General features: G+C 72.9%; 7 protein-coding genes. 5 read left to right on the top strand and 2 right to left on the bottom strand.

Annotation, left to right across the window (positions count from 1 at the left end; translation table 11 throughout):
* Positions 1 to 257 precede the first annotated feature (257 nt).
* From AC2W7G_RS07540 to AC2W7G_RS07560, 5 genes are all read left to right on the top strand, one after another.
* Positions 258 to 1,589 carry an FAD-binding oxidoreductase gene (locus tag AC2W7G_RS07540; RefSeq protein WP_485867888.1) on the top strand — a complete coding sequence of 444 codons (1,332 nt, stop codon included), beginning with the start codon at positions 258 to 260 and terminating at the stop codon, positions 1,587 to 1,589.
* Positions 1,586 to 2,878: a class I SAM-dependent methyltransferase gene (locus AC2W7G_RS07545; RefSeq protein WP_485867889.1), complete on the top strand. Its 1,293-nt coding sequence runs from the start codon at positions 1,586 to 1,588 to the stop codon at positions 2,876 to 2,878. Before AC2W7G_RS07540 ends, AC2W7G_RS07545 begins: the two co-directional genes overlap by 4 nt.
* Before the next feature lie 4 nt (positions 2,879 to 2,882).
* Positions 2,883 to 3,551 (top strand): NUDIX domain-containing protein, encoded by a 669-nt coding sequence (locus AC2W7G_RS07550; protein ID WP_485867890.1) that lies wholly within the window; start codon positions 2,883 to 2,885, stop codon positions 3,549 to 3,551.
* Between the two features lie 86 nt (positions 3,552 to 3,637).
* Positions 3,638 to 4,948, top strand: a complete 1,311-nt coding sequence (locus tag AC2W7G_RS07555) for a PhzF family phenazine biosynthesis isomerase (protein ID WP_485867891.1) — start codon at positions 3,638 to 3,640, stop codon at positions 4,946 to 4,948.
* A gap of 17 nt (positions 4,949 to 4,965) precedes the next feature.
* Positions 4,966 to 5,292 carry a hypothetical protein gene (locus AC2W7G_RS07560; RefSeq protein WP_485867892.1) on the top strand — a complete coding sequence of 109 codons (327 nt, stop codon included), beginning with the start codon at positions 4,966 to 4,968 and terminating at the stop codon, positions 5,290 to 5,292.
* Positions 5,293 to 5,325: 33 nt separating this feature from the next.
* Here the strand turns inward: AC2W7G_RS07560 and AC2W7G_RS07565 are convergent, their stop codons facing one another.
* Together AC2W7G_RS07565 and AC2W7G_RS07570 are read right to left on the bottom strand one after the other, a co-directional pair.
* Positions 5,326 to 6,114, bottom strand: coding sequence for an exodeoxyribonuclease III (locus AC2W7G_RS07565; RefSeq protein WP_485867893.1), 789 nt, complete (start codon positions 6,112 to 6,114; stop codon positions 5,326 to 5,328).
* 9 nt (positions 6,115 to 6,123) lie between these two features.
* Positions 6,124 to 6,305: hypothetical protein (locus tag AC2W7G_RS07570; protein ID WP_485867894.1), on the bottom strand; the 182-nt coding region annotated here is incomplete at its 5' end.

Genomic DNA, 6,305 nt, shown 5'->3' on the forward strand with positions numbered 1-6,305 from the left:
CGCCGCCCGCACCCTCGTCCCACGTCACCCGCGGCCGCGTCCGCGTCGAGGAGCAGGTCCTGGAGCCGGGCGACGAGCTGCGCGTCCACGACGGACGCGCGCTCGTCCTGGCCGCCGACGAGGGCGGGGAGCCGGCCGAGGCGCTGGTCTGGCTGCTGGGTGCGTGACGCAGGTCGCGTCGCCATGGCCCTTGCGTCACGCAACGGTCACGGTCGTAGTCTGAGCGGGTGAAGGGCTGGGACGCGCACCGTGAGGCCATGGACCGCCTGCTCGCCTCGTACGCCGCGATCGGCCCGGGCGAGCGGGTCCGACTGGCGAAGACCACCTCGAACCTGTTCCGGCCGCGCGCCGCGAGCACCGGGCCCGGCCTGGACGTGAGCGGTCTCGACGGCGTCATCGCCATCGACCCCGAGGCGCTCACCGCCGACGTCCAGCTCGCCTGCACGTACGAGCACCTGGTCGACGAGACGCTGCGCTTCGGCCTCGTCCCGTACGTCGTCCCGCAGCTGCGCACCATCACGCTCGGCGGCGCCGTCACCGGCCTGGGCATCGAGTCGACGTCCTTCCGCAACGGGCTGCCGCACGAGTCGGTGCTGGAGATGGACGTGCTCACCGGCAGCGGCGAGGTCGTCACCGCGACCCCCGACAACGAGCACGCCGACCTGTTCGACGCCTTCCCCAACTCCTACGGCAGCCTCGGCTACGCGACGCGCCTGCGGATCCGCCTGGAGCCGGTGCCGCCGTACGTCCGCCTGCGCCACGTCCGCGTCGGCGACGGTGCCGGGGCGGTGAAGGCCATCGACGAGATCGTCGCCACCGGCCAGTGGGAGGGCGTGCGGGTCGACGGCCTGGACGGCACCGCGTTCTCGCCTGACGAGGTCTACCTGACCCTGGCCGAGTACACCGACGAGCGTCCGGCCGCGCTGAGCGACTACACCGGCCAGCAGGTCTACTACCGCTCGATCCAGGAGCGGACGACCGACGCCTTGACGATCTACGACTACCTGTGGCGCTGGGACACCGACTGGTTCTGGTGCTCGGCCGCGTTCGGCGCGCAGAACCCCCGCCTGCGCCGCCTCTGGCCGCGGCGCTGGCGGCGCAGCGACGTGTTCCACAAGCTCGTCGGCCTGGACGCGCGCCTGGGCATCATCGCGAAGCTCGACCGGATCAAGAAGGTCCCCGGACGCGAGCGGGTCATCCAGGACGTCGAGGTACCGCTGGACCGGCTGCCGGACTTCCTGGAGTGGTTCGACACCGAGGTCGGCATGCGGCCGGTGTGGCTGTGCCCGCTGCGCACGCAGCGTCCGTGGGCGACCTACCCGCTCGAGCCGGGCACGACGTACGTCAACGCCGGGTTCTGGGGCACCGTCGTCGTCCCCGCCGACGCCCCGCCCGGCCTGGTGAACCGCAAGGTCGAGGAGGCCGTGAGCGGCCTGGGCGGCCACAAGTCGCTGTACTCCGAGGCGTTCTACGACCAGGAGACCTTCGACGCGATGTACGGCGGCGCGAACCTCGCGAGGGTCCGCGACCGCTACGACCAGGGGGGCCGGCTCAGCACGTTGTACGAGAAAGCGGTGAGGAACTCATGACCCTGCACGACTCCCAGCGCATCACGATCGCCGGTGCCCTCGAACGACTCATGCGCCACGGCATCCCGTTCCGCTTCGAGGCCTACGACGGCAGCACCACCGGCGACCCGGCGTCGCCCTACACGGTGCGCCTGCTCAACCAGCGCGGTCTGGCCTACCTGGTCACCGCGCCCGGCGACCTCGGCTTCGCCCGGGCCTACGTGGCCGGCGACCTGGAGATCGACGGCGTGCACCCGGGCAACCCCTACCCGCTCATGACCGAGGTGCTCAGCAAGCTGAGCTTCAAGCTCCCGCCGCCGGCCGAGCTGGTCAAGATCGTCCGCGGCCTGGGCGTCGGCAACCTCGTGCCCCCGGCCCCGCCGACCGAGGAGCACCTGCCGCGCTGGCGCCGGACGCTCGAGGGCCTGCGCCACACCAAGGTGCGCGACGCGGACGCCATCCACCACCACTACGACGTGTCGAACCGCTTCTACGAGCTCGTCCTGGGCCCGTCGATGGCCTACACCTGCGCGGTGTACCCGACCGCCGACGCCACGCTCGAGGAGGCGCAGGCCGAGAAGTTCGACCTGGTCTGCCGCAAGCTCGACCTGCAGCCCGGCCAGCGCCTGCTCGACGTCGGCTGCGGCTGGGGCGGCATGGTCATGCACGCGGCCGAGCACTACGGCGTCAAGGCGCTGGGCGTCACGCTGTCGCAGGAGCAGGCCGAGTGGGCGCAGCAGGCGATCAAGGAGCGCGGCCTGGAGCACCTGGCCGAGGTGCGGTTCAGCGACTACCGCGACGTGCGCGAGTCCGGCTTCGACGCGGTCAGCTCGATCGGCATGACCGAGCACATCGGGGTCAAGAACTACCCGGCGTACTTCTCCTTCCTGCGCGACAAGCTGCGGGTCGGCGGCCGGCTGCTCAACCACTGCATCACCCGCCGGGACAACGTCTCGCCGAACACCGCCGGTGCGTTCATCGACCGCTACGTCTTCCCCGACGGCGAGCTGGCCGGCTCCGGCACGATCGTCTCGACCGTCCAGGACGTCGGCCTCGAGGTGCGCCACACCGAGAACATCCGCGAGCACTACGCCCGGACGCTGCAGGCGTGGTGCGAGAACCTCGAGCGCCACTGGGACGAGGCGCTCGGCGAGGTGACGCTGGGCCGGGCCAAGATCTGGGGCCTGTACATGGCCGGCTCGCGCATCGCCTTCGAGCGCGACGAGATCGAGCTGCACCACGTGCTGGCGGTCAAGAACGCGCCCGACGGCACGTCCGACTTCCCGCTGCGCCCGACCTGGCTGTCGTAGCGGCATGGGTGAGGGCAGACCGGGCGTCGACGTCCCGGACGGACGCGGGCGCACCGGGCTGCACCTCACCGGGCGCGACCTGACCGGCAACCCCCGCGTGACCGTGCGCGACGTGGAGCTGCTGGCCAACGACTGGTACGTGCTGCGCGCGACGACGTTCGACTACCGGCACGACGACGGCACGGTCAGCACCCAGCGGCGCGAGACGTACGACCGCGGGGACGGGGCGACGATCCTGCTCCACGACGTTCGCCGCCGCACGGTGCTGCTCACCCGCCAGTTCCGGTACCCGGCCTACGTCAACGGCCATCCCGACGGGATGCTGCTGGAGGCCCCGGCCGGGCTGCTCGACGACGACGCGCCCGAGGACGCCATCCGGCGCGAGGCGGCCGAGGAGACCGGCGTCGAGGTCGGCGAGGTCGAGCACGTCCTGGACGCGTACATGAGCCCCGGCTCGATCACCGAGCGGCTGCACTTCTTCGCCGCTCCGTACGAGGGTGCCGGCCTCGACGGCCGCCGGGCCGGCGTCGCGGCCGAGGGTGAGGACATCGAGGTCGTCGAGATGGACGTCGACCACGCCCTCGCGGCGATCGGCACGAGCATCGTGGACGCCAAGACGATCCTGCTGCTGCAGTGGGCGGTGCTGCGCGGACCGTTCGCCGCCGGACGCTAGCGCGTCCGTCCCACGGACGAGGGGTCCGGTCGTCCGCCGGCTGCCGTAGCGTCCGGGGTCCGTCCGTCCCACGTCCTGGAGGAGCCATGAGCGACGTCCTGCACTACGCCGCGTTCACCGACGAGGGCCGCGGCGGCAACCCGGCCGGTGTCGTGCTGGACGCCCGCGGCTGGAGCGACGCGGACCGGCTCGCGCTGGCCGCCCGGCTCGGCTACTCCGAGTGCGCCTTCGCGGAGCCCACCGCCGAGCCCGGCCGGTTCGTCCTGCGCTTCTTCAGCCCGCTGGACGAGGTGGGGTTCTGCGGACACGCCACCATCGCCACGGCCGTCGCGCTGGCCGAGCGCGACGGCCCGGGCACGGTGACGTTCGAGACCCGGTCCGGTGACGTGGTGGTCGGGACCGAGGCCGGTGGCGACGGCGTCGTCGCGACCTTGACCAGCGTGCCCACGTCCGTGGAGCCGCTGCCCGACGCCGTCCTCGACGAGGTGCTGGCCGCGCTGCGCTGGCTCGACGACGACGAGCTGGACCCGGCCCGCCCGCCCGTCGTCGCGTTCGGCGGCATGCACCACCCGCTGCTGCTCACCGCCACGCGCGAGCGGCTGGCGCGGCTGGACTACGACGTCGACCGGCTCGGCGACCTCTCGCGCGAGCACGGCTGGACGACGGTCAGCCTGCTGCACGTCGAGCGCGAGGACCTCGTGCACGCGCGCAACCCGTTCCCCGTCGGCGGCGTGGTCGAGGACCCGGCGACGGGGGCCGCGGCCGCCGCGCTCGGCGGCTGGCTGCGCACGTCCGGGCACGACCGCTCGGTGCCGGTGACGGTGCTGCAGGGCCACGACATGGGACGTCCGTGCCGGCTCGTCGTCGACGTCGCGGCCGACGACGGCCGGACGCGGGTGAGCGGAGCCGCGTCGCGCTTCCACCACGTCGGGGCCGAGACCGACCTGTGGCGCGACTACGTCGCCGCGTACCCCGAGCACGACGGCGAGGAGCCGCCGCTGGAGGCCTTCGGCGACTCGCTGCGCCTCGGCGACGAGCTGCTGGCGCTGGTCACCGACGGCCCCAAGCGGGCCACGGTCGACCTCGTCGCCCAGTTCGAGGCGGACGGCGACCCGGTGCCGCGGCCCGGGGACCACTGGGTCGTCGCGGACGGCGCCGGCGTCCCGGCGGTCGTCCTGCGGACGTCCGAGGTCCGGGTGGGCGTCCTGGAGTCCGTCGACGACGCGTTCGCGTGGGACGAGGGCGAGGACGACCGCACGCGGGACTCCTGGCTGGAGGGGCACCGCCGCTACTTCCGGCGCTCGTGCGCACGTCTCGGCCTGGACCCCGAGCGGATGGAGGAGCTGGACGTCGTCTTCGAGCGGTTCGAGGTCGTCTGGCCCCGCGAGCAGGACTGATCGGCCAGACTCGGCCCATGCGATGGCGACGCCGTGGCCCCGAGCCCACGCTCGACGAGAAGCTGAAGGGCCTGGAGGACCGCCTCCACGTCCTGGACGCCGTCGCCCTCGGACTGCGCGAGCGCGCCGCCGTGCTCGCGCTGCTCGACACCGCCTCGTCGCGGGACGACGCGGCGGCGCGGTTGGCCGGTCGATTCGGGCTCGATGCGGTGCAGACGGCCGCGATCATGGACATGCAGGTCCGCCGCTTCGTGCCGGCCGAGGTCGCGAAGGTCGAGGAGGAGCTGCGCTGGATGCGGGAGCAGCGCCAGGCGTACCTGCGCCAGGGCGCGCGGCCCCGCTAGGACCCGTCGACCGGCTCCGGGAGCGGAGCGGACTCAGTCCAGGTCGACGATGACCGGGGCGTGGTCGGAGGCGCCCTTGCCCTTGCGCTCCTCGCGGTCGATCTGCGCGTCCGTCACCCGGGCGGCCAGCGCCTGCGAGGCGAGGATGAAGTCGATGCGCATGCCCATCCGCTTGGGGAAGGCCAGGCGCTGGTAGTCCCAGTAGGTGTAGGCGCCGGGCGTGTGCGGCCGCACGACGTCGGTGAAGCCCGCGTCCAGCACGCGCTGGAACGCGGCCCGCTCCGGCTCGGACACATGGGTGCTGCCGTCGAAGGCGCTCATGTCCCACACGTCCTCGTCCTGCGGCGCGATGTTCCAGTCGCCGGTGAGCGCGACCTGCTTGGACGGGTCGGCGGCGAGCCACTCGGCGGCCGAGTCGCGCAGCTGCTGCAGCCAGGCCAGCTTGTAGACGTAGTGCGGGTGGTCGACCTCGCGGCCGTTGGGCACGTACAGGCTCCAGACGTCCACGCCGCCGCAGGTGGCGCCGATCGAGCGCGCCTCCAGCACCGGGGCCTCGGCCCCGAACATCGGCTGGGAGTCGGAGAACCGCGTGCGCACGTCCTCCAGGCCGACGCGGGAGACGAGGGCGACGCCGTTCCACTGGTCCAGGCCCACGTGGGCGGTCTCGTAGCCGAGCTCGTGGAAGGCCAGCGCCGGGAACTGGTCGTCGCGGCACTTGGTCTCCTGCATCGCCAGCACGTCCACGTCGTGACGCTGCAGGAAGGCGGTCACCCGGTCGATGCGGGTGCGGACGGAGTTGACGTTCCAGGTCGCGATGCGCACCCGACGAACCTATCGAACGCCTCCGACGACGTCGGGCAGGTGCTGCTCCAGGGCGGTCGCGACGGCGTCCGCGCGGTCGTGGCCGAGCAGCCCGCGGGTCACGTACGCCATCGCGTAGCCCTGCGCCGGCGACCACCAGGCCGACGAGCCGCCGATGCCGCCCATGCCCGGCTCGCCACCGTCGACGCGCA

The organism is Aeromicrobium sp. PFPM2_SD2, assembly GCF_057364525.1.